The organism is Spirosoma liriopis (assembly GCF_023196085.1).
GTDB lineage: Bacteria > Bacteroidota > Bacteroidia > Cytophagales > Spirosomataceae > Spirosoma > Spirosoma oryzicola.
The window spans coordinates 492,229-516,381 of sequence record NZ_JALPRF010000003.1 but is presented as its reverse complement, the minus strand read 5'-3'; the positions used below and the strand labels follow the sequence as shown (position 1 = coordinate 516,381).

The 24,153-nt window shown below is 50.5% G+C and carries 20 protein-coding genes and 2 tRNA genes; 11 read left to right on the top strand and 11 right to left on the bottom strand.

Annotated features, from left to right (window positions below):
• The first annotated feature begins 194 nt into the window (after positions 1-194).
• Positions 195-1,745: a choice-of-anchor Q domain-containing protein gene (locus M0L20_RS18995; RefSeq protein WP_248478570.1), complete on the top strand. Its 1,551-nt coding sequence runs from the start codon at positions 195-197 to the stop codon at positions 1,743-1,745.
• A 53-nt stretch (positions 1,746-1,798) separates the two neighbouring features.
• On the opposite strand, the gene M0L20_RS18990 is transcribed toward M0L20_RS18995, so the two are convergent.
• Positions 1,799-3,124 carry an ABC1 kinase family protein gene (locus M0L20_RS18990; protein WP_232562768.1) on the bottom strand — a complete coding sequence of 442 codons (1,326 nt, stop codon included), beginning with the start codon at positions 3,122-3,124 and terminating at the stop codon, positions 1,799-1,801.
• A 99-nt stretch (positions 3,125-3,223) separates the two neighbouring features.
• Entirely contained in the window at positions 3,224-3,877 is a 654-nt protein-coding gene (locus tag M0L20_RS18985; RefSeq protein ID WP_248478569.1) for a TetR/AcrR family transcriptional regulator, read from the bottom strand.
• Between the two features lie 181 nt (positions 3,878-4,058).
• Between M0L20_RS18985 and M0L20_RS18980 the strand changes: the two genes are divergently transcribed.
• Positions 4,059-4,601 (top strand): DUF4890 domain-containing protein, encoded by a 543-nt coding sequence (locus M0L20_RS18980; RefSeq protein WP_248478568.1) that lies wholly within the window; start codon positions 4,059-4,061, stop codon positions 4,599-4,601.
• A gap of 95 nt (positions 4,602-4,696) precedes the next feature.
• On the opposite strand, the gene M0L20_RS18975 is transcribed toward M0L20_RS18980, so the two are convergent.
• The 4 genes from M0L20_RS18975 to M0L20_RS18960 all read right to left on the bottom strand — a co-directional run bounded on the left by M0L20_RS18975 (position 4,697) and on the right by M0L20_RS18960 (position 9,725).
• Positions 4,697-6,889 carry a ComEC/Rec2 family competence protein gene (locus tag M0L20_RS18975; protein ID WP_248478567.1) on the bottom strand — a complete coding sequence of 731 codons (2,193 nt, stop codon included), beginning with the start codon at positions 6,887-6,889 and terminating at the stop codon, positions 4,697-4,699.
• Positions 6,886-7,338 (bottom strand): GNAT family N-acetyltransferase, encoded by a 453-nt coding sequence (locus M0L20_RS18970; protein ID WP_232562764.1) that lies wholly within the window; start codon positions 7,336-7,338, stop codon positions 6,886-6,888. Before M0L20_RS18970 ends, M0L20_RS18975 begins: the two co-directional genes overlap by 4 nt.
• An 88-nt stretch (positions 7,339-7,426) precedes the next feature.
• Positions 7,427-8,782: a M43 family zinc metalloprotease gene (locus M0L20_RS18965; RefSeq protein ID WP_248478566.1), complete on the bottom strand. Its 1,356-nt coding sequence runs from the start codon at positions 8,780-8,782 to the stop codon at positions 7,427-7,429.
• Positions 8,763-9,725 carry a PhoH family protein gene (locus M0L20_RS18960; protein WP_232562762.1) on the bottom strand — a complete coding sequence of 321 codons (963 nt, stop codon included), beginning with the start codon at positions 9,723-9,725 and terminating at the stop codon, positions 8,763-8,765. Before M0L20_RS18960 ends, M0L20_RS18965 begins: the two co-directional genes overlap by 20 nt.
• A gap of 357 nt (positions 9,726-10,082) precedes the next feature.
• On the opposite strand from M0L20_RS18960, the gene dnaB reads away from it, so the two are divergent.
• On the top strand, positions 10,083-11,666 hold the full coding sequence (dnaB, locus tag M0L20_RS18955; RefSeq protein ID WP_232562761.1) for a replicative DNA helicase: 1,584 nt from the start codon (positions 10,083-10,085) through the stop codon (positions 11,664-11,666).
• A gap of 79 nt (positions 11,667-11,745) precedes the next feature.
• Here the strand turns inward: dnaB and rlmD are convergent, their stop codons facing one another.
• Positions 11,746-13,206: a 23S rRNA (uracil(1939)-C(5))-methyltransferase RlmD gene (gene rlmD, locus M0L20_RS18950; protein ID WP_248478565.1), complete on the bottom strand. Its 1,461-nt coding sequence runs from the start codon at positions 13,204-13,206 to the stop codon at positions 11,746-11,748.
• Between the two features lie 70 nt (positions 13,207-13,276).
• Between rlmD and M0L20_RS18945 the strand changes: the two genes are divergently transcribed.
• On the top strand, positions 13,277-15,508 hold the full coding sequence (locus M0L20_RS18945) for a T9SS type B sorting domain-containing protein (RefSeq protein ID WP_248478564.1): 2,232 nt from the start codon (positions 13,277-13,279) through the stop codon (positions 15,506-15,508).
• Positions 15,509-15,581: 73 nt separating this feature from the next.
• Here the strand turns inward: M0L20_RS18945 and M0L20_RS18940 are convergent, their stop codons facing one another.
• Positions 15,582-16,307, bottom strand: a complete 726-nt coding sequence (locus M0L20_RS18940) for a tetratricopeptide repeat protein (RefSeq protein WP_232562758.1) — start codon at positions 16,305-16,307, stop codon at positions 15,582-15,584.
• Between the two features lie 73 nt (positions 16,308-16,380).
• On the opposite strand from M0L20_RS18940, the gene M0L20_RS18935 reads away from it, so the two are divergent.
• A tRNA-Lys gene (locus tag M0L20_RS18935) sits at positions 16,381-16,456 on the top strand.
• Between the two features lie 54 nt (positions 16,457-16,510).
• Here M0L20_RS18935 and M0L20_RS18930 read toward each other — a convergent pair.
• Complete coding sequence (locus M0L20_RS18930) at positions 16,511-16,924, bottom strand: DUF3127 domain-containing protein (protein ID WP_248478563.1); 414 nt, start codon at positions 16,922-16,924, stop codon at positions 16,511-16,513.
• A gap of 151 nt (positions 16,925-17,075) precedes the next feature.
• On the opposite strand from M0L20_RS18930, the gene M0L20_RS18925 reads away from it, so the two are divergent.
• The 5 genes from M0L20_RS18925 (at position 17,076) to M0L20_RS18910 (ending at position 21,746) form a co-directional block, all read left to right on the top strand.
• Positions 17,076-17,157, top strand: a tRNA-Leu gene (locus tag M0L20_RS18925).
• 394 nt (positions 17,158-17,551) lie between these two features.
• Entirely contained in the window at positions 17,552-17,740 is a 189-nt protein-coding gene (locus M0L20_RS30335) for a phosphoketolase family protein (RefSeq protein ID WP_354004256.1), read from the top strand.
• Positions 17,741-17,878: 138 nt separating this feature from the next.
• Complete coding sequence (gene pta, locus M0L20_RS18920) at positions 17,879-19,978, top strand: phosphate acetyltransferase (RefSeq protein ID WP_248478562.1); 2,100 nt, start codon at positions 17,879-17,881, stop codon at positions 19,976-19,978.
• Between the two features lie 87 nt (positions 19,979-20,065).
• Complete coding sequence (locus M0L20_RS18915; protein WP_248478561.1) at positions 20,066-21,265, top strand: acetate/propionate family kinase; 1,200 nt, start codon at positions 20,066-20,068, stop codon at positions 21,263-21,265.
• A gap of 163 nt (positions 21,266-21,428) precedes the next feature.
• On the top strand, positions 21,429-21,746 hold the full coding sequence (locus tag M0L20_RS18910; RefSeq protein WP_248478560.1) for a hypothetical protein: 318 nt from the start codon (positions 21,429-21,431) through the stop codon (positions 21,744-21,746).
• Positions 21,747-22,067: 321 nt separating this feature from the next.
• On the opposite strand, the gene M0L20_RS18905 is transcribed toward M0L20_RS18910, so the two are convergent.
• The gene (locus M0L20_RS18905) at positions 22,068-22,433 is read right to left on the bottom strand and encodes a T9SS type A sorting domain-containing protein (RefSeq protein ID WP_232562752.1); all 366 of its coding nucleotides are present in this window, start codon (positions 22,431-22,433) and stop codon (positions 22,068-22,070) included.
• 333 nt (positions 22,434-22,766) lie between these two features.
• Positions 22,767-23,216, bottom strand: a complete 450-nt coding sequence (locus M0L20_RS18900; protein ID WP_232562751.1) for a response regulator — start codon at positions 23,214-23,216, stop codon at positions 22,767-22,769.
• 231 nt (positions 23,217-23,447) lie between these two features.
• Between M0L20_RS18900 and M0L20_RS18895 the strand changes: the two genes are divergently transcribed.
• Positions 23,448-23,888: a response regulator gene (locus tag M0L20_RS18895; RefSeq protein ID WP_248478559.1), complete on the top strand. Its 441-nt coding sequence runs from the start codon at positions 23,448-23,450 to the stop codon at positions 23,886-23,888.
• Positions 23,889-24,153 lie beyond the last annotated feature (265 nt).

The window sequence follows — 24,153 nt, the reverse complement described above, 5'->3', positions numbered from 1 at the left end:
TGATTACGCAAAGTTCAACCATTTTATTTTGATAATCGTAATGGCTGGTTTGTCTTATTCATCCAAGGGTGGCATGTTTCTTGCCCGATCAGCGTATACCGCCTTCCTCCGTTGCTGAACACAAGGGTATTTGTCCTGGGATACTGCTTTTTAACTATGTTTGTCATTTAAGCCGCCCTATTCTATCGATCTTAATGAAAAGTTTGTCCTTTTTGCTACTCTACTGCTTCGTTTCAGTCGCTTCGCTGGCCCAATCCATCGTCTACGTAACGCCCTCCGGCGGTGGTAACAGGTCAGGAAACTCCTGGTCTAATTCGCTACCCGGTACCCAACTGGCGAGCCGTGTGGCAAGGGCCGCCACAGGAACCCAGTACTGGCTAGCCGCTGGTACCTACAAACCGACCACGACTACCGATCGAACAGCGTCATTCAGTATCGCTACGGGCGTATCGGTGTACGGCGGATTTGCCGGAACGGAGACAGCACTGGACCAGCGCAATTACACGATCAACACCACCATTTTATCGGGCGATATTGGCTTGCCCTACGACTCGGGAGACGGTTCGGACCTACCCGCGTCGCAGGCCGACAATTCCTATCACGTCGTTTTCATCCAGGATGCTGACGAAACGACCCAGCTCAACGGCCTCACCATCAGCGGTGGCGTAGCCAATCTGGCTAACGGCTCAACGTCTTACGTGCTTGGCGAAGGCGTGCAGGCCAATGACATTGGAAAAACAGGCGGTGGCATTCAAAATATCAGCGTCAAAAAATGCAGTACACCATCGATTATCAACTGCACCATCGAACAGAACCGAGCTAGTTTTGGCTGCGGTCTGTACAGCAGCGGGGCGGCTTGCGCTACGGCTGCTTCATCCCGGATCATCAATTGCTTGTTCAGAAACAACAAAGCGATTGGTCTGGGGAGCGGTGGAGCCGTTTATATCAACTCCGTCAGGAATCTGGTCATTCAAGCGTGTACATTCGTTAACAATAGCTCTTTCTGGGGTGGTGGTATTTTCGTTTTCAACTGCAATCCGCAGTTAACCAATTGTACGTTCAACGGCAACCTGGCCGGGTCGAATAACGGCGGCAGCGGTGGCGCTTTGTTTGTCGACGCGTTCAATCAGGATAGTAGCCCATCGCTTTACAACTGCCTGTTTACCAACAACCAGGCCACCGGTGGCGGGGCTGTTTTTACGGGTTCGTTCCTCAGCGGGACGAGTACTCCTCAGTTCATCAATTGCAGCTTTACGCAAAACAAATCCTTGTCGGCGGCCGGTGGAGCCCTTGCCATTCAAGATAGTGTTTACAGTGACGGCTACACCAAATCGACCAGCGCATACCTTCCCCACCCGATTCTTAAAAACTGCATTATCTGGGATAACTTTTCGTACAAAAACGAATCGATCTCCTTCGGCTACAACGCTTTTCCGACGGTCAAAAACTCCATTGTTAACGGTACGTTTCTCACGCAGGAGTACGCAGGAGCCCCAGCTGAATACAACTTAGGCAACAACCTCAACGCCGACCCGCTCTTTGCGGATCCTGACAACGGCAATTTTCGCCTAAAGCCGACGAGCCCCGCGCTAAACGCGGGTGATCCAACTGTCACGCGTTTACCGGCCACCGATCTCGCCGGACAAGCCCGGATTCAGGATGGCCGGGTGGATATGGGAGCTTACGAACTGTCGGTGTGCAAACCAACGCCCTGCATTCCATTCACTGTGCAGCGTCGGCAGTAAAGTCCATAAAAAACCCGCTGGTTGTTTGACCAGCGGGTTTTTAAAAGCATATGTTATGCTAGTACTTTCTTTGAGCGAAGCCATTCGGGTTTGGTCGTCACCACCTTGGCTTTTAATTCATTGAGCATCGCGTACAAGCCGTAATAGGTTCGGTTTACGTATAACCCATCCTGCGATCCCCGGGCGACCTTCGAGCTTTTCAACTCCTCTACTTTCGACAAATCTTCGGCAAAGGCGTACACTTTGTTAAAATAAGCATCATCGCCAAAGTCGAATTCATCGACGGCAAAGGGTTCGCCTAACATCCGGATCATCTGCTTGAATAGATCGGAGAAAAACGCACGGTCTCTCGGCGAATCCTGCGGATTTAAAAACTCCAGGTTCTCAAAAATCGTCTCCGTCAGCGCATCATCATCAATCGTGTCGGGGTTAACAAGCCGGAAGTAATTGTCATAGTAGAAATCCGGAATGACTTTTACACAGCCGAAATCAATAACGCCCATCGTACCGTCCGGGCGCATCAGGAAGTTGCCCGGATGGGGATCGGCGTGAACCTGACGCAGCGTATGGATCTGGTAATCGTAAAAATCCCACAGCGACTGCCCAATGCGGTTACGCACCTCCTGCGAGGGATTTGTTTTCAGGAAATCTTTTAAATGCAACCCATCGAGCCAGTCCATGGTTAGGATGCGCTTCGACGATAGTTCGGGATAGTATTTTGGAAAGATCAAGCCCGGAATGTGCGCGCAGGCTTCCGAAATCTCGATCGACCGCCGAAGTTCGAGTTCGTAATCAGTTTCTTCGAGCAGCTTCGATTCTACTTCGCCCATGTACCGGTCAATGTCGCGCTCGTTGAGACTAAGCAGCCGAACCGCCAGTGGTTTTGCAATCTTTAAGTCAGAGCTTACCGCGTCGGCTACCCCCGGATACTGCACTTTGACAGCCAGCTTTTTACCGTCTTTCCACGCCTGATGCACCTGCCCGATACTAGCCGCGTTCATCGCTTCACTGTCAAACTTATCAAACAGTTGAGACGGTGCTTTACCGAAATACGTCCGGAATGTTTTGACAACCAGCGGCCCCGATAAGGGCGGAGCCGAATACTGCGCCATCGTGAATTTGTCGGAATAAGCCACCGGCAGCAGGCCCCGGTCCATACTGAGCATCTGCGCCATTTTCAGGGCCGATCCTTTCAATTCGCTCAGGGCATTGTAAATATCAGCCGCGTTGTCCTGGTGCAGTTCTTCGCGCGACAGGCTTGGATCAATCAGTTTCTTACTGTAATGCTTGATGTAATTCCCGCCGACCTTTACTCCGGCCTTCACAAACTGGCTGGCACGGGCAACTTTGGTCGTTGGGACGGAGCTTTGGGTTTTCATTTTCTCAATAGGTAATTAAGCGAATGGATGAATGAGTAAGTTTCGCGCCAGACACCGGTCTACCGATAGCTGTTCGCTCAATCATACATTCGCGATCACTCATTTATTTTGGTGCATGAACTTGGCGAAATCAACAAGGGTATCGAGTGGTGAGCGACCGATAAGATCGAACGCCGTATTGACCGCTTTTTCGATAGCGGTATCAGTTTTTTCGAAGTTTTTACTCACGTCGCGCACCCAGAAATCGAGCAGATAAAGGGTTTGCGCCCAGAGCGCGTTCGGATAGCGGTCCGTAATAAACGGACGAGGCTCGACTTCCTTACTTTCGCGACCTTCGGCCAGCAGGTCGCGGGCGTAGTCGAAAAAAGCGTCTTTAAAGGGTTGAAGAACCTGCGATCTGGAAGCACCCGGCCCGCGCTGGTTCTTTCTTTCTTCCCGCAATCGCCCAACGCTGTAGACGACAAAGCTGCGCTGCGTTTTGAGCAATTCAATCCAGGTGTAATAAAAAGCCAGTACTTTTTCCCGCACCGAATAGCCTTGGTACGTTTCGTCGGCTTCAACGGTTGCTTTCGCTTCGTTGAAAAACGTGAGCCAGACATCAGCCTCAATGGCGTCGAAGGACGCATAGTCCTTGTAGAAATCGGCTTCGGCTAGTTTTAGCTTCTTGGCAAACTGGAAGACAGAGGTGGGTTGTTTTCCGTTTTCGAGGACGTACTCGGTGTACGCTTTACGAATTTTTTCGAGCGTTTCCATATACTTAACTAACGGACTGTTGGAAAGAAAAGTTTAGGAAAAACCGTCCTTAACAGGGCCTTAAAGCCTTAATTATCGGCTTGGCCTTCGAACGAATGATTACGCAAAGAAATATGGGTTTCCTTTAATTTTTAGCGAACTTTGCCGTTTAACAACTGTACTTGTCCAAGAAGCAATTATCATGAAATTTCGGATTCGTTTAAGCGTATTGTTGTCTAGTGTATGCCTGGGTACGGGACTGATGCTCACGCATGTGAGCTTTGGTCAGTACGGGGGCTACGGGGGCGGCTATGGCGGTGGCGGTTATGGGCGCATGGGTGGTATGCAAAGCATGCCGAGTTCCTCGCCACGAGCGTCGATTCCCAACATCGCCGGTGACATGGCAAACAAAGAAACGAAGTGGCTGAAAGACAATCTGGCGCTGACGAAAGATCAGGCGAAGGCGGTCAAACAGCTCAACAATGAATACGCCAGTCAGCAGCAGGACGCTATCAAGGACATCGTTGGTACGAAAGGGGAACGCCCTTCACCCGAAACGATCAAGCAGATTCAGGATATGATGCTGATGATGAACGAAGAAAAAGAAGATAAACTTCGTCCGATCCTGACTGCTGATCAATGGTCGCTTTATCAGTCGAAAAAGGAAGCGATGCAGAAGGACATCGGCGGGTACCGCCCACCCGCTCCCAAAAAAGATTCAACCAACAAGGCGGTCAATCATTGATCCACAACGCGGTCTGGTAAAGCCGACAGTTTTTAATGGGTGTGCGGTCAGGTTCTCAAACCTGACCGCACTTCGTTTAACAGGAAATAGCCCTGCTATAAATCGGTCACGTAGGCGCCCATCTGCCGGACCGAGTAGCACGTTATGCCGCGTTGCTCCGCTTCGGCTAACAGCTTATCAGTCAGTGGTGTCTTGCTCGAATCATCGAAGATGATGTGTCGGGCCACGACTCGCCCGTTTAACTGGTCCCACTCGCGCAGGGCGTTCCGACGAATAATCAGGTAATCAACCACCGCCGGGAGCTTCCACCGATTACGTCCGGTCAATTTGTTGACCAGCAACAGGGTTTTACCACGCCACACCCAAAGGGCGTATTCCTTGGTCTGGTAAAAGGCCGCATCCTTTTTTGGTGGGCTGGCCGTTTGTTTGACGTCATAACGCAGGTTGTTAACCATGAGCCTGGAAACACCCCATTGTCCGAACGTATTCTTTAGGTAAAAATCGAACGAACGGGTATCAGTCGGGTCTACATCCGTCAGCAATGTGCTTTCGTGGCCGTAAGTCAGACTAATAGCCGTTCGGTGAGGCAGGAAATGAACAGCCAGTCGCTGCTGATGCGCCTGTTCGTATTGGTTCCAGAGCAACACACTTGATAACAGCAAGGCGCTGACGCAAGCAGCCCACAGATACGCGCGGTTACGAACCATAACCAGCGCGACAGCACAAAAGATAACGGCATAGGTCAACAGCATCGCCACGGACGATAACCACAATCCTTCCCAGGCAGCACCGGGCAACTGACCCGTTTGCGAAACGGCATAGTTTAATAACCAGGCCGTTTTCTGCAACAGCCAACCGAGCAGTTCATTTACATAAGGAACCCAACTCAATGCCAGCGTTACCATCGCTAGTGGCAACAGGATTTCCGACATGACGATAACGATCGGATTTGCCAGCAGAAAGTAAGTCGGGAACTGGTGGAAATAAAAGACTCCCAAGGGAAACGTGATAAGCTGGGCTACCAGTGCTACCGCTGTTAGCTCCCATAGCCGGTTGACCCACTTGTTTCGAAACGTGTACGTCTGGTAAAGCGACGATTGCCAGGCACCAATACCGGCCACCGCCAAATACGACAACTGGAACCCGGCCGAAAACACCGCATACGGATCAAAGCACAGAATAAAAAAAGCCGATGCGCCCAGCGTGTTCATCAGCTGCTGCTGCCGCCCGAACGCATTGGCTACGATAACCAGCGTAAACATTCCTGCCGACCGCAGCACGGGGGGCGAAAACCCGGTTACCAGGGCGTAAAACCACAAAATAGCCAATTGTAGCACCGCCATCAGCAGCTTTCCGCGTGGTCGCTTGGTCAAAAAACTCAACAGAAACGTCAGCACGGCAAACAAAATACCTACGTGCAAGCCCGATACAGACAAGACGTGAACGGCCCCGGCGGCTGAATAAGCGCGGTAGAGTTCGGTATCCAGATCGTCCCGTACGCCCAGAATCATGGCGTTAACGATGCCGTATTCAGCGCGGGAACCAATCTGCCGGGTGAATACGCTATCCGCCCAACTGTTGACCGCAGTCGCCAGCCTTGTCACCGGATTCGGTGGGTCGTAGCCTATTATCGTTCGCTGAAACGGACGTAGGTATTGCTGGTGGTAGATGTTGCGGTAGCTGAGGTATCGCTTGTAATTAAACTCGCCAGGATTCAGGGGCGGATCAATTGGCCGAGGAGATCCCAACACGACCCATACATCACCGTACCGAGGTCGGGCCACTAGCGACCCAACAGCTTTGGCACTATCCCCTTCTGTTACCTTCTGAGCGGCTTTATCCAGATAAACGATCACCCGGCCACTAAGCGGCTGCCACTGTTGGGCACTGTCGCTACTCAGCCAGTTGCCCCGTCGGATTTCCAGTTCGACGCGGTAAGTTTTAGCCCGTTCTTCGGGCTGGGCAGCAATCACGCCCTCGTAGGCCTGCAAGGTATCGCGTAGGTGACTGATGTTATTCGGGCGATTGCTAGCCGTATGCTGGTAGGCAATACCCCACCCCAATGCCAGTAGGATCAATAGTCCGCCGAGACCCTGCTTGATCTGTATCGGTTTCAGTATACGGTTTCGATTCTGGACAAATCCGAAACCGAACAATCCTGTTCCAACTACCAGCGCCAATAAGGCAATGGCACAAGCGTGGGGCCATTGATCGTAAACGACAATGCCCGCAATCAACGCAGCTGCGAAGCGAACAAACGGTTGTCCGACTGTACCCTGCGGACTCATTCTTTCGTGTAGGCTGAGCCCGGCAATACCATCTTACAATGAGGTATACCGGCTTCGTCAAATATTGCCCCGACGGGAACGAATCCAAAACCCGCGTAGAGCGGCATAGCCGTTACCTGGGCGTGAAGGTATATGCTTTCGATAGGCTCCGGCTGCTGACTGAAAACGTCGTTCAGCACCGTCTGAACCAGCGCTTTACCGACGCCCTTTCCCCGGCAGGTGGGCAAAACGGCAAAGCGTTCCAGTTTAACCCCATTCGATGTGCGTCGCCAGCGCGCTGTGCCGCAGGGTTCTCCATCGGCCCGGGCCAGGAAATGCGTGCTGGTCGTCTCAAATTCATCGTATTCTTCATCAGGATGCACGTTTTGCTCATCCACAAAAACAATTCGTCGAATGGCAAAAGCGTCGTTCAGCTCCTTCTCGTTGGCTACTGGTAAAACGGTAATCATACGGACTGGCGATTAGGCTTTTCGGGGATACAATTGCCAAGTATACGATTTATTCTGTTAACCGCACCGCAACCCCTGGTCCTAATTTCTACTGCACCAGCAAGCGCTTACTGGTCGTTTCGTCCTCCGTTTTAACCCGCAAAATGTATAAGCCCGTTGGTAAACCGCTGATTGGAACACTGACGCGCGTGCTCGGTGCGTTGGTGTAGTTCAGCTTCCGCACTTGCCGTCCGCTCATGTCTTCCAGATCAACCGTAAACGACTGAAACCCCTTCAACTGCACATCAACCGTAGGGTCGGATACAGCGGGATTGGGATAAACGTTGATGGTCAGGTTTTCCGTTTCGGGCAATGCAGCAAGTGATTTGATGAGCTTGGCCCGCCGAGGACTGAACTGCAATACCGCCCGCATTCGGCTGACTTGCCCCTGCGTGAACAGATTCATGCAGGCGTCAGGCGAGTAATCCATGTAATCTTCGGTCAGATCACGCGTTTGTATACCGTTGAAACACGTGGAATACGTGGTTCGACATTGGGTGGTCTGGTTAGCGGCTTTGGTTGGCGGGGTGTCTGCTACGTAGTCTTCGGCGCATCCATCGCCATCGCCCCAGGTGTGTATCAGCCCCAGCCAGTGCCCAATTTCGTGCGTTGCCGTCCGGCCAAGCGAATAGCTAGCGCTGGTCACCGTCCCAGTTTTTCGTCCGAAGTACCGATAATCAATGATGGACCCATCCACAAACTCGTCGGACTCACCGGGTAATCCTTTCAACGTATCAGCCTCCGTCGGAAACTGCGTATAACCCAGATAGTTATTTTGTAATGTCGTAACCCAGATGTTCAGATAGCGGTCGCTGGGCCAGTATGCAATCCGCGATAAAAGCACATCGTCCGTAAAAATATCGAATGATGATTTTTGCGCGTAATAATGCCGGGTAATGCCGTTTGTCGCCTGTCCGTTCGGGTCAGCCGTCGCCAGAAAAAACTCAATCTTTGCATCCGCCCCGATGGCACTTGTGTTGTAGCCGTTGGTGCCTTCTTTCCGGCGGTAATCTTCGTTGAGTACCTGGATCTGCGAAGCGATCTGTTCGTCGGAAATATTGGTATTGTTGGCACCACCAATTTGACCAGACGCATTGCCGTGTACAACATGCACGACGACGGGGATTCGATAAACGGTCTCATCAGCAGCCTGGCGCCCCGACATGCCGTTTTTTTCGGCTTCCAGAATCCGGCGGTTGAGTTCGTTGATCTGATGCAGCCGATTTGGATTACGAATTTGCAGGACACGCTTTTCGTATTCGCTGGTACCGCACCGTTTCAGGCTTGTTTCATCAACCGTTTGCGCCTTCGTCGTTGCTACCAACAGGCATACAAAAGAACCGGCCAGCCAAAGCCAGTCGGTTCTTTTGAGTAGGTTTTTCAGGCTATTGCCCTGCTTTTTCATACGCTGTAATAATTTCCCGCACAAGCCGGTGCCGCACCACATCACGACCGTCGAGTTCAACGAACGAGATTCCTTTTATTGATTTCAGGATGTCAATTGACTCAACCAAACCAGACTTCTGCTTGTTGGGCAAGTCAATCTGTGAGCGGTCACCCGTAATGATTGCTTTCGACGACGGCCCCATCCGGGTCAGGAACATCTTCATCTGCATCGGCGTCGTATTCTGCGCTTCGTCGAGCAAAATAAACGCGTTGTTGAGTGTCCGACCACGCATGTAAGCCAGCGGTGCGATTTCGATGATCCGGTTTTCGGTGTAAAACTTTAGTTTTTCCGCCGGGATCATGTCATCAAGCGCATCATAAATCGGGCGCAGGTACGGATCGATCTTTTCCTTCAGATCGCCCGGTAGAAAACCCAGATTTTCACCTGCTTCGACCGCAGGACGCGTAATAATGATTTTCTTTACCTCTTTATTTTTCAACGCACGTACGGCAATAGCCACAGCGGTGTAGGTTTTACCCGTACCAGCTGGCCCAATCGCAAATACGAGATCGTGTTTCTCAGCGGCTTCGACCAGGCGTTTCTGGTTGTCCGTCTTAGCCCGGACGACAATGCCCCGGTTCCCGTAAACGAGCACTTCGTCATCGTCGGGCAACACGGGCTGTCCCGGGTTAACGCCCGTTGGCTGACCGCTATGACTGATGTAGCTCTGCACGTTCTCGTGGGTTAATTTGCCGTATTTCTGGTAATGCTCCATCAGCGAATCCAGGATATCACTGATGCGGGTAATCTCGGGCGTCGTGCCTTTAATGCGGATTTCGTTACCGCGCGAGATGATTTTGCTCATCGGGAACGCAGCAGCCACTTCTTTAATATTGTGGTTCTCTACGCCCAAAAAGTCGATGAGCGATACGTTGTCGAGGGTGATGACTTTTTCGACCAAATGATAAATAGCGTTTTAAGTGTGATTCCGAAAAGTAAGCGATTTCTCTACTCCTACAACACATTTAAACAAAAATTTATTCGTTTCGATTTAATTCTTATTTGCCAAGGCCAATGGATAAAAACGGCTGGATTTGTATGAAGAAAATGTTACCTTGCTGACATACAGACTCCATCGGTTTTATCGGTATACGCTAGAATACCCTTGCGCCGTTGCTTAAAAAAGATATTTTTTTTTCGGCTTGATACCATTAACATTACCAGAATGTTACGAGCAAATCCAGGTTTGCGCAGCCTATACGACAATTGGCAGAGGCTTGCCTTATGCAGGGAGGAATGCGTAAACTTGCAGTAAGAGATGGAAAATAACGCACGTCCTAACCAACACCTTCGCAAACCCTCCGCCTTCGCCGGCGGTCGTCAGCAAGCAGGCAATCACTGGCTCGATACCGGGCTCGGTAAGTTGCCACCACAGGCTCTTGATCTGGAAGAGGCCGTGTTGGGGGCTCTCATGATCGAAAAAGACGCGCTTTCTTCGGTTGTTGACATTCTGAAGCCGGAAACGTTTTACAAAGAAGCGCATCAGCGAATTTACAACGCCATTCTGACCCTGTTTGGCAACTCCGATCCGATTGATCTATTGACCGTTACGCAGCAACTGCGCAAAACGGGCGAGATCGAAATTGTCGGTGGTGGCGGTTACGTTTCTGAACTTACATTCCGGGTTAACTCGGCGGCTAACATCGAGTATCACGCGCGGGTTATATCCGAGCAGGCCCTGAAACGGGCGCTGATCTCGATGTCGTCTACGATTCTGCGCGACGCCTACGAGGACACAACCGACGTTTTTGAACTGCTCGACCGTACCGAGCAATCGCTCTTCAAGATTTCTGAATCGAACATCAAGAAGAACTACGCCGACATGAGCACCATCGTCAGGATGGCCCTCAATGAACTGGAAACAAAGAAAAACCAGGAGGGGCTGACAGGCGTACCATCAGGCTTTACGAACCTTGATCGGGTAACATCGGGCTGGCAACCAACGGAATTGATTATTCTGGCGGCCAGACCTGCGATGGGTAAAACGGCGTTTGTCGTTTCGGCCCTGCGCAATGCCGCCGTCGACCACGGCAAACCCGTCGCTATTTTCTCGCTGGAGATGTCGTCGGTACAGCTGGTCAACCGGCTTATTTCGGCGGAAGCCGAGATCGATTCCGAAAAAATACGGAAAGGAACGCTGGCTCCCCACGAGTGGACGCAACTCCACCATAAGATTCAGCGGCTGACCGAAGCGCCGATCTTTATTGACGACACGCCTGCCCTGTCTATTCTGGAACTGCGGGCAAAATGCCGCCGTCTGAAAGCACAACACGATATTCAGATGGTCGTCATTGACTACCTTCAGCTTATGTCGGGTGATACATCAGGCAAGGGTGGCGGCAACCGCGAGCAGGAAATTGCCTCGATTTCGCGGGCGCTGAAAAACCTGGCAAAAGAACTGAACGTACCCGTCATCGCGCTGTCGCAGTTGAGCCGGGCCGTTGAAACGCGCGGTGGTGACAAGAAGCCGCAGCTTTCCGACCTTCGGGAATCGGGATCTATCGAGCAAGATGCTGACATGGTGTGCTTCCTGTACCGCCCCGAGTACTACAACATCACCCAGGACGAAAACGGAAACTCAACCGCCGGCATTGGCGAGGTTATCATTGCCAAAAACCGAAGCGGTTCGCTCGACACGATCCAACTCCGGTTTATCAACAAATTCACGAAATTCTGCGATCTGGATTCGTACTTCGAACCCGTACCGACGCAGGGATTCACCCCCGAAATGAACGGGCTAAGCAGTTTCGACGCTCCGCCAGTGGGCAACGTCTTCAAGAGTAAGGCGAACGACCGTTCGAACTTCGGCCACGCCGACCCTGGTCAGGAAACCCCATTTTAACGGAACGGGAACCTCTGGTCCGCATCATAAGCACATGTTTACTTTTCAGTGCTACTTCGATGCGGACCGGCAGTTCCCGTTACTTTTTCACCAGCAGGGCGATATTTTCTACGTGGTGGGTGTGAGGAAACATATCCACTGGCTGAACATCGGCGACCCGATAGCCTTCGTCCAGAATGCCCAAATCGCGGGCTTGCGTAGCCGTGTTACAGCTTACGTACACGATGCGTTCGGGAGCCGCTTTAAGCAATTGGCGCGTTACGGCTTCATCCATTCCAGCCCGTGGCGGATCGGTGATGACCACGTCGGGACGGCCATGCTGATCGAAGAACCCATCGGTTAGAATGTCACGCATATCGCCCGCCACAAATGTGGTGTTCGTGATCCCATTTACCTGCGCATTGACCCGCGCATCGGCCACCGACGCTTCAACATATTCCACGCCGACGACATGCTGCGCCATCCGGGCAACAAACAACGCAATTGTCCCCGTACCGGTGTACAGGTCATACACCCGTTCCTTACCCGTCAACCCAGCCCAGTCACGCGCGACTTTGTAAAGGGTGAAAGCCTGCTGAGCGTTGGTTTGGTAAAACGACTTGGGACCAACCCGAAACGTAAGCGTCTGCGACTCACCGCCAAGACCACTCCCGGCATCCATCCGTTCTTCGATGTACGGCTTGCCCGACCAGTTGATTACTTCCTGATCCTGATAGCTATCGTTTTTCTTTGTGTTGATGATGTAATTCAGCGACGTGATCTGCGGGAAGGTTGTTTGCAGAAAATTCAGTAGGCCGGCTAGCGTCTCGGGCTTGTCCTGCGCCACCTGAACCGTCACCATCAACTGCCCCGACGACTCTGCTGTCCGGATGATCAGCGTCCGCAAAAAACCCGTATGTACTTTTAAATTGTACAAACTCAGTTCATTTTCGAACGCATAATTCGCAACAGCCAGTCGAATCGCGTTGGACGGATCAGGCTGAAGGTAACAATGCCTGATGGGTAACACTTTATCGAAACGACCCGGCACGTGAAAGCCAACGGCTCTCGGGTCAATCGTCTCGGTGGTTCCTACTTCGGCCTGCGTTAGCCAGCGTCCTTCGGCGCAGGTAAATTCGAGTTTATTGCGGTAATACTGCGTTGGATGGGCCGCCAGAATAGCCCGGATATCAGGCAGTGGCACTTTGCCGATCCGCGTCAGATGATCAACAACCTGCTGGTGTTTGAACCGCAACTGTTCATCGTAACGAATGTGCTGCCATTTACAGCCGCCACAGGTGCCGAAATGTTCGCAAAACGGCTCTGTTCGCACCGGCGACAATTCGTGGATGTGTTCAGCAACAGCTTCACGGTATTGCTTTTTCCGGTTCGTAACTCGCAGGTCAACCACATCGCCGGGTGCAACACCGGGTCCTCCGGTTGGGTTATCGACAAAAATAACGCCGTCTTCAGTCCGTACAATACACTTCCCCTCCGCTGCCACAGCATCAACCGAAACTGCGTACAACCGTTCGGGGGCTTTATGACTCCTTCTACGCATAAGTATCCTAAAAAACTGCTAATTTAAGCATCCGTTTCCGGACGATCTTACTAAACCCGTGTATTCCTTTATGGTGCATCTTTACCGTAGACGCTTTTTGATGGTGTGCTTAATCAGTGTGTTGCTGATTATCAGTGGAGTTGTGCGCGCTACGCATATCGTTGGTGGAGAACTGGAACTTCGCTATCTAGGCCCCCAGAGCGCCTTTTCTCACCGTGTTGTTCTGAATTTGTACTTTGACGACGTAAACGGCGACTCAGGAGCCGACGACGGTTTTGTGTCCGTAGGCGTCTTTTCGAAACGAACCGATGAACTTATTGGGTTTGTTTCCCTCCGTCGCATCAGCAGCGAGTACGTGGCTTATACCAACAACTCCTGCCAGATAGCCAATCTGCGCACCCGACTTATTCGCCATAGCCAGGATATCAATCTTGACCCTAACGTTTTCAACGATCCGGGTGGCTATTACATATCCTGGGAGCGCTGTTGCCGCAACAGCACCATTGTTAATATTCAAAACCCCGCCAACGCGGGTTCTACCTTTTACCTGGAATTTCCGGCTCTATCGGTCAGGAACTCATCCCCCGTTTTTACGATTCCCAGAGGTGATTATGCGTGTATCAATCAGCCCTTTACCCTTGACTTCAGCGCCAAAGATGTCGACGGTGACAGTCTGACGTATGCACTGGTAACGCCCTACAATGGTCACAGCACCCGAAATGTTCCGAACCCCGGCTACTCCGCAGCAAACTTTCCCATTTTCTTTCCCGCGCCCTATACACCCGTTTCGTGGATTTCGGGCGTTTCAGAAGCGAATGAAATTCCGGGCTCTCAACCGCTTCGGGTTAACGCCCGCTCTGGATTATTGACTGTAACACCCAACCGTACCGGCTTGAACGTGTTCTCGGTTCAGGTGGACGAATACCGCAAAGGCGTTCGAATCGGGCGCGTCCGGCGCGACTATCAGATATTGGTTGTCGATTGCCAAAAAAATGATCCGCCCAAATTACTGTTCCGTCCCGAAGGGCAGGCCTCGTTTTATACCCAGGGGACCGTGCTGACAATTGCCGAAAAAGACACCAACTGTCTCGACCTGTACGTCACGGACCCGAACCCGAACCAGCGCATTCGGATCATCAACATGAGCGGTTCGTTACCCGGCCTGACATTGGCTCCCGGCGACCTGTTTACCCGATCTACCCGCGACACCCTCCGCACTAAATTTTGCTTTGGCCGGTGCGTCGGCAATGGTCAGCCTTTTACACTCCTGATTCGAGCCACGGACGAAGGTTGTCCACAGGGCCTGAGCGACACGATCAGCATTCGTCTGAATATCGTTCCGTCGCCCAACAACAAACCACTCGCCAGTACGAACCTGCTGAACAATAAGAGTACAGTAACCGTCGGCACCTCCTTGAGCTTTACGGCCTTTGGCAACGACATCGACAACGATAACATCACGATTCAGGCTGTCGGGCGCGGCTTTACACTGGCGCAGGCTGGTATGAGCTTCGGGTCGGCAACGGGAATCGGCAAAGTAGCGCAACCGTTTACCTGGAAACCAACCTGCACCGATGCCACGCGAGCCGAGTACATCGTTGATTTCATTGTCACAGATACGCGCTGTAACGGAAATCTGCGTGATACGGTTACTGTCAACCTGTCCGCTATGGGCTTGCCTAGCCAGCCGCCAACCGTTCGGACAACCTTAGCCCAGCCCGTTGTTGAACTAACGGTTGGTTCGAAAGAATCGGCGGGCAGCACGTTTACCGTCATTGGAGATGACGCCGACCGGGATACCATTCGGTTAACAGCCGTCGGGCGCGGCTTTAATTACAAGGTTTCAGGCATGAACTTTACGGACAAAACGGGTCAGGCGGCTCTTCAGTCCCCATTCGACTGGAAACCGACCTGTGAGCTGATGGCTGGCAGGACAGAAGCTACCTTCGTCATTGATTTTATTGCCGATGACCGATCGTGCCAGCCCAATCATACGGACACGACCACCGTAACGTTTCTCGTCAAAGACCCATCGGTCGTAGCGGATATTAAAGTACCCAACGTCTTTACGCCAAACGGTGACGGTATCAATGATTATTTTGGTGTTAGTGATCTACCGGAAAATTCGTGCGCCGAGCAGTTTAAATCGGTCGACATTTCAAATCGTTACGGCAAAAGTGTATTTACGTCTACCGATCCTAAATTTCGCTGGTATGGCACGAACGACCCGATAGGCACTTACTACTACCTTATTCAAACCTCTACCCGAACGTTTAAAGGCCCCGTGACGCTGCTCCGATAAGGACGGTTTTCACTTAATTCGTACGGACAGCGAATGATTCGAAATCGAAGATAATCTACCAGCATGGTGGCCATTAGATCACCCATACATTGTCCCGCCGGATGTAATAAAGCTCGTTGTGCCAGAACACGCGCAGGTAAATATCCTCACTGCCAATGATGTTTACTTTATTACCGCGTCCAATAATCTCGGCAACGGGCGCGGCAGCGGATGGGTTTGTCCGCAGTAACACGCGGTCATGGCTTATGATACCCGATTGAACGCCCTCCGGCAGATTCACAAAGAGCAACAGCCCAATCAGATAAAGAAACAGTACCCATTTCTGACGAACGGCGATTGGCTCTTTTCGAATCAGTTTTACGCTGATTACCCCGAAGGCATACCCCGCCGGAATCAGTAGAAAAAGCAGAAAATAAATCCCGTACTTTTTATAAAACAAGTAGAAGTAATTCAGATCGTCGGTTTCGTAGCCGTTGAGGTTGTTCGAGCGAGCCACTTCGTTCATTCGGTGCAGTACGGCATCGTCGGGATGACGGTCGAAATAAACCTGCAAAAAATAAAGCAATCGCGGCACGTCATTCTGACGCTCGTACGCGCTGGCCAGTTTAAGCAACATGCCATCCGTGGCAGAATGTCCCTCAGCAATGGCCGTCTCATAAAGTTTGGCTGCATCCTCTTGAGCACCAGCGGCAAACAACGAATCGGCCCGACGAATCGTATCTGCCTGAGATGCTTTTCCCGGTAGCCATGCAAGCGTCAGACAAAAAAATAGGCTTATTTTAAGGAGAAAGGCTTGCATTGAATTAAATAAGGCTATAATTTTGCACTGCATTTGAGAAACACACCTGTTATCATAAGCGCCCACCATTTATGATTTGGTAGCTCAGCTGGTAGAGCAATACACTTTTAATGTATGGGTCCTGGGTTCGAATCCCAGCCGAATCACCAAAAGAAAAGAGGAAGTTGATACAACTTCCTCTTTTCTTTTTAATCTATAAAGCCTTAGAAAGGCAGATCGTTACTTTCATCGTCAAAGGTCGTATTGAACGGCATAGCAGCCGGTTGACTTTGCCCCGCAGGACGAGCCGGTTGTGCCTGTGCCGGACGCGATGGAGCCGCATAACCGCTCTCTCCTCCTCCTTCAGCTAGTTCGATACGAAAAGCGCGCAACTCGGTATACCACCGATCGTTGTACTCCCGTGATTCGGCGCTAAACGTTGCTTTCAGCGTATCGCCATCCGCGAATTGCTTTAGATCGTTTGCTTTATCGCCCCAGGCCGTCAGACACACTTTTTTAGGATATTGACTATCAAGAGTTTCGATAACAAACTCTTGTTTGTTCCATGCCCCATTTTTGCCCTGCCCCGTCACTTCTGGCAATACTTTTACGAGCTTCCCTACTAATTCCAGTGCCATACTAGTTAAACTATTGATCGTTATTAAGAACGATAAAATTACAAATTTTGGGTCATTTTTGGGAGCTTTTTCACTAAAAAATGAAAAGAAAAACGCCCTTATTTGCATTGACAGAATAAAAAGCCTATGTTTGCACCCGCAATCAGGAAATGGCCACGTGGTGAAACTGGTAGACACGCCATCTTGAGGGGGTGGTGCTGCAAGGCATGGGAGTTCGAGTCTCCCCGTGGTCACTCGACTATTTATGTAATCCGCTGAATAACACAACGTTACAGCGGATTTTTTTATTTTCCTGCGAAACTACTTCTCCGATCACCCTGCTTCCTAGTAAATCACAAGCTATCACTGCTCGTTTTTTCAGATCATTGATAAACTAGAAAGATGAAAGTAGTTCCTTTAGCGATTTGCATTGCCTGAATCCTCAGCATCAGAAAAATCAGTAGCTTGTAAGCCTTAGCCGTTCAGGCTTATATCCTAACAATCATCAGCCAAAAAGTTGACCCTGCTCAGGACCAGATGCAATCAGGAAGCGCATCTTTGCGGGTACCGGCATCGAGCTAGATTGTTTTATCCTGCTTAGCGTGATTATGTATGGTGTCCTACCCTTTCGTATCTTAAATGATTTAACTGGCGAATAAAGTCAACCGGTCGCGATTACGGCTGAAACGAACGCAACATGGTTTGACCTATATGGCCTTTGACTTATTTTTTACGGAAAACAAACTCCTGTTTCTTGCTTTTAGCGCTTATCCGTGGTTGATTCATCCGCTAGCTTCTCATCAAACAATCATCGAGATTCCTCGTTCGGAAACATAAACATTGTATGACGGTCGGGAGATGGTATGTACTCGATCCCTAGCTCGTAACGAAGCCTTTTTCTTTGACCCAGTTGACACGATCAGCGGAGGTGTTGTCAACTTCCTGTACATTCGGTCAGTGATTTTTGAACAGCATATGACGAAATCCATATTTATCGCATCGGTAGAGCCTTACACGGGTAAATCCTTGTTAGCGCTCGGCCTGGTAAACAGCCTTTTGGGTAAAACACAGAAAGTTGGTTACTTCAAACCCATTATCACTCCACAGCTTCCCGGCCAGAAAGAGATTCATATCGAGGCCATTCTGGATTACTTCGCCCTACCCATTCCTTACGAGGACACGTATGCGTTTACCCGGCAGGAAGCCCTCCAGCATATGGAACAGGAAGAGCGGGGCGAAATGCTTAACACCATCATCAGCAAGTACAAGAAACTGGAAGAATCCTGCGACTTTACGGTCATTGAAGGTAGTGATTTTCTGGGGGAGGGTATTGCTTTTGAGTTTGAATCGAATGCCGCTATTGCTAAAAATCTCGGCGCTCCCGTCCTGATCATCATCAGTGGAGAGTCTAAATCGACCGCCCAGATTATCAGCGCAGCCCTGAGTGCACTGCAAGGTTTTGAGAGCCGGGAGGTTCAGGTGCTGGGTCTGGTTGCCAACCGGGTCAAAGCGGAGCAGGTAGACGACGTTCGGGAACTGCTTCGGATGCAACTACCCGCCGGCATGATGCTTACCGTCATACCGTGGGAAAAGCAGCTCCAGAGTCCGACCATGAAAGAGATCAGGGACGCGCTCGGCGCGAAAGTACTCGTTGGCGAAAGTCTGCTTTCCAATCAGGTAGACAACTTTGTGACGGGTGCCATGATGCTGCCAAACTTCCTGAATTACATCAAGGAAAACGTACTTATCGTGACGCCCGGCGACCGGGGCGACATCATCATTGGCGCGTTGCAGGCGAATCTGTCGGCCAATTACCCAAAAGTAGCGGGTATCGTGCTGACCGCAGGGACGGAGCCGGACGAGCCCGTCACCCGCTTGATTGCAGGCCTTCAAACGGTTATTCCCATCCTCACGGTACAGCAGGGTACGTTTGGTACGACAACCGCCATCGGGGCCATTCATTCCCGCATCACCGCCGACAACCGAAAGAAAATCGAACTGGCTATCGACGTATTTGAAAAGAACGTGGATACCAAAGCGCTGGACGACCGACTGGTTACGTTCCAGTCCGAAGGTATCACTCCGCACATGTTCCAGTATCAGCTCGTCAAAACGGCCAGAAGTCAGAAAAAACACATTGTTCTACCGGAAGGAAACGACGATCGGATCCTGAAAGCGGCCGCCCGTCTGGTCGCTCAAAATGTTGTCGAGCTGACTATTCTGGGCGATGAAGCCGAGATATTGGCGGCAACAAAGCGATTGGGGATTACGCTCGAACCCGGCTCGGTGACCATCATAAACCCGGCCACTTCGGAAAACTACGACGCGTACGCAGCGACGTTGTACGAACTGCGCAAAGCGAAAAACGTGAACCTGGACATGGCGCGCGATATGATGCTGGACGTTTCGTACTTTGGTACGATGATGGTCTACCAGGGTCATGCTGATGGTATGGTTTCGGGCGCGGTCCATACCACCCAGCACACCATCCGACCTGCCCTGCAATTTATCAAAACCAAGCCGGGTGTCTCGCTGGTGTCATCGGTCTTTTTTATGTGCCTGCCCGACCGCGTATCCGTCTTCGGCGACTGCGCCGTAAACCCGAATCCAACCGCTTCTCAACTGGCCGAAATCGCCATTTCATCCGCTGAAAGCAGTGCACGCTTCGGTATTGAGCCGCGCATTGCCATGCTTTCTTACTCGTCGGGAACGTCGGGTGAAGGCGAAGACGTGGAAAAGGTACGACAGGCCACGGCCATTGTTCGACACAAGCGCCCTGACTTAAAAATCGAAGGACCGATTCAGTACGATGCCGCCGTCGATCCGCTGGTAGGCAGTCAGAAACTACCCAATTCCGATGTAGCGGGTCGGGCCAGCGTGTTGATTTTTCCCGATTTGAATACCGGCAACAATACGTACAAAGCCGTACAACGGGAAACGGGTGCGCTCGCCATCGGTCCAATGTTACAAGGACTCAACAAACCCATTAATGACCTGAGCCGGGGCTGCACCGTCGATGATGTGTTTAATACCGTCGTCATCACGGCCATTCAATGTCAGGATACTATTTCCTAGTTTGACAGGATTACCAGGATGAGATAGCGTTTTACCTAATTTTTAATCGTGCCTTATCTTGTTGATCCTGTCAGAAAACAAACCAGTATGTATATTCTTGTAATTAACGCGGGCAGCAGTTCGTTGAAATACCAGCTGTTCGACATGCCCTTAGATAAGCCTCTGTGCACGGGATTAATTGAACGGATTGGTACGAACGAGGCATTCATCCGGCACAAAATATTGACAGTCGATCCAACTCAAACCATCGAGCGGCAGGAAGCGATTGCGGATCACTCAGCAGGGCTTCAGCAAATGGTAGAGCTACTGTCAGACGCTGAGATTGGTTTGATCCATTCAGCCGACGATATCAAGGCCGTCGGGCACCGGGTCGTACACGGGGGCGAACGGTTTGCCAACGCCACTCTGATCACACCGGCGGTTAAAGAAACGATCAAAGATCTGTTTCCGCTGGCCCCCCTTCATAACCCCATCAATTACCAATGCATTGAGATTGCCGAAAAAACGTTTCCGAACGCACGGCAAATTGCGGTCTTCGACACCGCGTTTCACCAGACCATGCCGGAATACGCTTTCCGCTACGCCATTCCAGAATCCCTGTACACCGATGAAGGCATTCGGGTCTATGGCTTTCACGGCACGAGCCACAAATACGTAAGCGAGAAAGCGGCAGCCTGGCTGGGCAAACCCGACGCCAAGCTCATCAGTATTCACCTGGGCAATGGATGTAGTATCACCGCCGTTCAAAACGGTAAATCGCTGGATACCAGCATGGGGTTTAGCCCACTCGCGGGTCTGGTTATGGGAACCCGCTCTGGTGATATTGACCCTTCCGTTATTTTTCATCTGATCGCCAAAGGCTATAGTGCCGATGCGGTAAATAACCTGCTTAACAAACAATCCGGTATGCAGGGTCTGACGGGTTTAAATGACATGCGCGACATTCGAAAGGCGCTGGAAGCGGGCAATCAGGCAGCCGCCCTTGCCCTCGACATCTACGCCTATCGTATTCAGAAGTACATCGGTAGTTATGCGGCTGTCCTGAACGGCCTGGATGCGTTGATTTTTACCGCAGGTGTGGGTGAGAACGATAGTGCCATGCGCGAACAGATCTGTGCCAACCTCGACTTCCTGGCTGTTTACCTCGATTCGGACAAAAACAGGGTCGCTACGGGGGATGTACGGGAGGTCAACCGGTCCGATTCTGCGGTTAAGATTCTCGTGATACCCACCAACGAAGAGTTAGAAATTGCCCAACAGAGTTTTGATTTATTGGAAACCGCTTAATCTCTGTAGTCAGCATTTATAGGCAATTTATGGGTGCTGACTGTCAATTCGCTGGTTTGAAATACGTGTTCCGGTAGCGTAATTATGCTATAGATTTGCTATAGTTAGTATATACTTTAATTATAATTTCTTATTTTTAAGGCAGTATACAACAAATGACTTTATGCAATTTTATACGCGATTTTTATGCTACGACAGCCCGGATCGACAGACCACAACTCAAATTCACCCGGATATTCCAACGGACGTATTACCGGATTATGGCTACAATCAGCTTGTAAGGGTAGGTCGTGTAACTGACGCCCCTGCAACCTGGCCTTGCTATGTGGTAGCCCATATTACCCATTTGCAACAGATCGATGATCCGGGCGGGGATGGCAGCAAAGCCTTGTTGTTCAACGTATTTCTGGCTCGATACGAACAGTGGCCTCAATTCTACCTCCCGCAAATGGCGTTGGGTCCTCTTGAACTAACGCAGTAGCGGGCTCATACACTACACCAAACGTCCGGTTAGCTCCTGCTACCGGACGTTCTTATTTTTGCGACTAATCACCTTGTCTAGCCTAACAGATCGTGCAGCCACTGTAATGGCGTTTCGCTCAGGCATGCTGTAGTGCTTTGATCAGGAGCGGGACTGGTTAATGGCGCATCCTCCCGGTAGCAAATAGTCTACCAAACGGACGATCAACCGGTCAACGTAATTGTCTAGTCGTGAAAGAGCAGTGATAAGAGAAAGCATACGGTTGAAGGTTCGGTCAACGCTACCTCCGATAGTTTGACCAGTACGTTGACGATAAACGTGCTATTGCATAGCCACCACCCGGCTGATCTGCTGAGCGGGTTGGGTCGACAGGTTTAACTGCTTACGGATGCTACCTTCCGACGATTGTACTTCCAGCTCGTATTTGCCGTCGGCCAGTTCAGCGACGTTTAGTTTTACGGCGTACTTAGCATCGTTCTTGTTGATATTCTGCCGGTAAATCACCTGGTTAGCATCGTCCCGAAGCAGGATTACCACCGGTATCTGCGCCGTCTTGCTGACCGCAACGCGAATCTGGTTGTTGGTCGTCACATAAGCGCTGGCATCGAAGGAAAGCGTCTTCGGCGTAGTTGGATTGCTCAGTGTAGCAGCGCTGATGAGTGCGGAAAGAGCCAGTTTGTTAATCATTGGTAATAACATGGTAGTAGTGCGTTTAGTGTTGTTTACGTGTTCACTACTACTAAGCCAAAGGTTGTGCCAACATAGTCCAATAACTGATTATCAGATAGTTATAATAAATACCTTGTCAAACGCTGTCCGTATTTGGACAACTATTGTTCACTTGCGGACAGAAATCCGTGGAGCCCGCACTAAGACCATGTTTCCTTGTCTTTAGTGGGCTGAACCTGCTTTTCTAACGGCTCTGGAGCATCATCCACGGGCGATTTGGCTGGGTTACCCACGTTCATTTACCACCTTTTTGATGATATAACTTACCGGAGATGGTAATTAGTCGATGCGCTAATGCAACGTTCCAGAGCCTTTCCAGTACGTACGAAGCAAGGAAAAAGCCTCCAGCCAGTCCTGGTAACGAATTGGCTTAACGATATACGAATTAGTAGCGCAATTGAATGATTCGTTGATATCGTCGGGATCGGCCGACTGGCTCAGGACGATAGTTGGCAGATGTTGGTATACGGGGTGGTTCTTAATCGCTTTCAGGACCGAGTAGCCCATAGCAGCACTAGGTAAATACAGATCTAATAAAATCAGTACGGGAAGTTCGTTCCTATTCACCACACTCGCGTTCAGGTAAGGCATTACGCGACTTTCCTCGTCAATCCAGACTGCCTCCAGTTCCGGAAACTGCTGAAGCAAAGTCCATCGAATAAGAAACCACTGATCGGCATTATCTTCAACAACAAGGATGGTAGGTTTTGACGGATTTAAGGCACTGGTTTCGGGCTTCATAAAGCAGGATTAGGATGGTGAGAAGTGACGCGTTTCTTGTCGAACTGATTGGATTAAGCCAAGATGATCGCGCGGGTTAACACAAGTAGTAGCTGATACAAAACACGTCCAATGCCCTGTGAGACGACATTAGTATATTGTTAGCAGCCATATGTACATAAGATTATTTTAATAGGGCCGAATCGAACGTTTGGCGAATAAACACAGTTACCCTAAGGAACAACTTATACAATGACCCCACTTGACACCGATTGCGTCTTTCTGGTAGACGACGATGAAGATGACCGCTTCTTAGTACAGCAAGTTTTCAAGCAACTCAGCCCAGAGTGTCAGATCAAATCCCTGTTTAATGGCGAACAGTTAATCAACGCGTTAGCTACAGCCGCTGTCTTACCGAGTTTAATTTTGCTGGATTTAAACATGCCGTTTATGAGCGGTATGGAAGCTCTGCGGTTCATTCGTCGGGAACCAAAGTACCAGTCAATAGCCATTGTTATCCTGACTACATCGAGCAACCCCTTCGATCAGCAACAAGCGCTGAAACTAGGAGCCAACGATTTTATCACCAAACCAGCGGACATCAAGGGGCTAAATAAAGTTATTCTTCAACTGCGCCAGAATTGGCTGCTCGGCAACTGCATCACTTCGTGCGACCGTTCCACGCAGCCGTGAGTTAAGACAACTTACCATACGTTCGAGACCTTAAAGACATAGTGCTTCAACTTTCCGGCAGGAGTACAAATAAGTCCGGGACTTTAGATTACCCCGGACTTAAGCAAACCCTCTTATCTGTCCGTATTACAGCCATTCAACGAAAGTACCCATACAGTTACCCCTTGTAATGAGGCAACGGCAAAACATTCAGCAATAACGCCCGACCTCATTGAAGTCGGGCGTTATGCACTATCTATTCAGAAAAACAAATCACTGGTTAATT

Excerpts from the sequence above, each read along its gene's own strand:
- dnaB (WP_232562761.1), top strand. The coding sequence starts at position 10,083 with ATGGAAAATAACGCACGTCCTAACCAACACCTTCGCAAACCCTCCGCC.
- M0L20_RS18980 (WP_248478568.1), top strand. The coding sequence starts at position 4,059 with ATGAAATTTCGGATTCGTTTAAGCGTATTGTTGTCTAGTGTATGCCTG.
- M0L20_RS18895 (WP_248478559.1), top strand. The coding sequence starts at position 23,448 with ATGACCCCACTTGACACCGATTGCGTCTTTCTGGTAGACGACGATGAA.
- M0L20_RS18940 (WP_232562758.1), bottom strand. The coding sequence starts at position 16,307 with ATGCAAGCCTTTCTCCTTAAAATAAGCCTATTTTTTTGTCTGACGCTT.
- M0L20_RS18905 (WP_232562752.1), bottom strand. The coding sequence starts at position 22,433 with ATGATTAACAAACTGGCTCTTTCCGCACTCATCAGCGCTGCTACACTG.
- M0L20_RS18985 (WP_248478569.1), bottom strand. The coding sequence starts at position 3,877 with ATGGAAACGCTCGAAAAAATTCGTAAAGCGTACACCGAGTACGTCCTC.
- M0L20_RS18910 (WP_248478560.1), top strand. The coding sequence starts at position 21,429 with ATGCAATTTTATACGCGATTTTTATGCTACGACAGCCCGGATCGACAG.
- M0L20_RS18945 (WP_248478564.1), top strand. The coding sequence starts at position 13,277 with ATGGTGCATCTTTACCGTAGACGCTTTTTGATGGTGTGCTTAATCAGT.
- M0L20_RS18995 (WP_248478570.1), top strand. The coding sequence starts at position 195 with ATGAAAAGTTTGTCCTTTTTGCTACTCTACTGCTTCGTTTCAGTCGCT.
- M0L20_RS18975 (WP_248478567.1), bottom strand. The coding sequence starts at position 6,889 with ATGAGTCCGCAGGGTACAGTCGGACAACCGTTTGTTCGCTTCGCAGCT.
- M0L20_RS18930 (WP_248478563.1), bottom strand. The coding sequence starts at position 16,924 with ATGGCACTGGAATTAGTAGGGAAGCTCGTAAAAGTATTGCCAGAAGTG.
- M0L20_RS18900 (WP_232562751.1), bottom strand. The coding sequence starts at position 23,216 with ATGAAGCCCGAAACCAGTGCCTTAAATCCGTCAAAACCTACCATCCTT.
- M0L20_RS18915 (WP_248478561.1), top strand. The coding sequence starts at position 20,066 with ATGTATATTCTTGTAATTAACGCGGGCAGCAGTTCGTTGAAATACCAG.
- M0L20_RS18965 (WP_248478566.1), bottom strand. The coding sequence starts at position 8,782 with ATGAAAAAGCAGGGCAATAGCCTGAAAAACCTACTCAAAAGAACCGAC.
- pta (WP_248478562.1), top strand. The coding sequence starts at position 17,879 with ATGACGAAATCCATATTTATCGCATCGGTAGAGCCTTACACGGGTAAA.
- rlmD (WP_248478565.1), bottom strand. The coding sequence starts at position 13,206 with ATGCGTAGAAGGAGTCATAAAGCCCCCGAACGGTTGTACGCAGTTTCG.
- M0L20_RS18990 (WP_232562768.1), bottom strand. The coding sequence starts at position 3,124 with ATGAAAACCCAAAGCTCCGTCCCAACGACCAAAGTTGCCCGTGCCAGC.
- M0L20_RS18970 (WP_232562764.1), bottom strand. The coding sequence starts at position 7,338 with ATGATTACCGTTTTACCAGTAGCCAACGAGAAGGAGCTGAACGACGCT.